Annotated in this window: 2 protein-coding genes; both read left to right on the plus strand. The window is 63.1% G+C overall.

Annotated elements, in window-relative coordinates; all coding sequences use genetic code 11:
- Window positions 1-194: hypothetical protein (locus tag NKI72_RS34855; protein WP_352852225.1), on the plus strand; the 194-nt coding region annotated here is incomplete at its 5' end.
- Between the two features lie 449 nt (window positions 195-643).
- On the plus strand, window positions 644-1,513 hold the full coding sequence (locus tag NKI72_RS34860) for an MBL fold metallo-hydrolase (protein ID WP_352852227.1): 870 nt from the start codon (window positions 644-646) through the stop codon (window positions 1,511-1,513).
- Window positions 1,514-1,653: the final 140 nt, after the last annotated feature.

Raw genomic sequence — 1,653 nt, forward strand, 5'->3', positions numbered from 1 at the left:
CCGCCACCAACATGACCCGCGATCTAGGAACGGACCCGACCACGACCAGCGGCACCACAAATGCGAACTCGGCCAGAGACTGCGCGCCCGGCCAGCAGACTGGCAGCGCTCAGCAGGCGGCGCCTGGTCAGCAGGACACGACAGCCAATACCGCCGCGCCGGGTCAGGTGAAAAAGACCGACCAGGGTTGTTGATGGCACATCGGCTCGGCTGGCGAGCAAGTTGCCGCCAGCCGAGCATCAGTTGAGGAACCGTGCGCTTGAAGGCAATGCAGCGGCGAGACCGAGCCGCGTGCGCTCCGCCGCAATGGTTCGGAACCCAACCCTGCGTGGGGATTCCTGTGGCGGAGTTGAATCGTGATCGTCGCGCAGCCGTACCAGCAGTGGCGCCAGCAGGCCCGCCGCGTGCGTTGGCGAAATACCGCATCCAATCGGGCGCGCGCCAGCTTCGTTGCTCTGTCAGCTCGTCCTTGCGTGACCGGGTAATGCTGAACCGATTGGTCGAGCCTTTGTTCCTGTGGTGGACCGTCCGGAGCTGGGTGGCGAATGAGGAACAAGGAGGGCCGTGCCAAGTTCGGGGCGATATACCACCGCCGCCGATCGACTCGAGCGGCTGCTCAGCAACAATAGAGGCACGGGATCATATGACCGTTCAGATTCGACTTTCCGAGACCGACTACGCCAGGCGCGAGGATCGTGGCGACGGCGCTTGGAGCATCGCACCGGACTTGGGCTATTTGCGGCTAGCAATCGTCAATGTCGTGCTCTTCGGCGCACCGGGCAGCGGAGATCGGAACTGGATGCTGATCGATACCGGGTTGCCGACGTCCCGCAGCAGCATTCTTGCGGTCGCGGAAAAGCGGTTTGGCACGAACGCACGGCCGGCCGCGATCATCCTGACCCACGGCCATTTCGACCATGTGGGAACCGTCCTAGACCTCGCGAACAAGTGGGACGTGCCTGTCTTCGCGCATCCACTCGAGCGCCCCTATCTGGACGGAACCGCGTCCTATCCGCCACCGGATCCCTGGGTCGGGGGTGGACTGATGGCGCTGCTTTCGCCGCTTTTTCCACGGGGGCCAATTGATCTTGGCAACCGTTTGGAACTCCTACCTGTCGACGGATCGATCCCCGGAATGCCCGGATGGCGATGGCTACACACACCCGGGCACGCTCCTGGGCATATCTCGCTCTGGCGCGAGGAGGACCGCTCGCTGATCGTAGGGGACGCTTTCATCACCACCGGTCAGGAGTCAGTCTATGAGGTCGCAGTTCAGGATCTAGAGATGCACGGTCCGCCGCGCTACTTCACGCCGGACTGGGATGCGGCGGAAAGATCCGTGAAGCACCTGGCAGCCCTGAACCCGCACATGGTCATCAGTGGACACGGTGCGGCTGCTGCGGGAGTGGGCATGCGTCAAGCTCTTGATAGCCTGGCTGAGCGGTTCAGGGTGTTCGCCGTCCCGCCGAAATTGAAATTCGTGCGCGAGCCGGCGGCAGTCCAAGGTGGCTGAGGCTAACCGAGCCGCCGTCGTTCTGAAATATGGTCAAGTTGGGCAGACTCTGTCTCTCGACCCGGTAGAGTTACCCCGTCGGGTCGCGCTCTCCATCGTCGCCGACAAACTCTGACAAGCGGAACAAACCCGGAAGGCGC

This window comes from Mesorhizobium sp. M0437 (assembly GCF_040321335.1).
Taxonomy (GTDB): domain Bacteria; phylum Pseudomonadota; class Alphaproteobacteria; order Rhizobiales; family Rhizobiaceae; genus Mesorhizobium.

What these genes read in the sequence shown, in the direction of transcription:
- NKI72_RS34860 (WP_352852227.1), top strand. Translation starts at nt 644, where the DNA reads ATGACCGTTCAGATTCGACTTTCCGAGACCGACTACGCCAGGCGCGAG.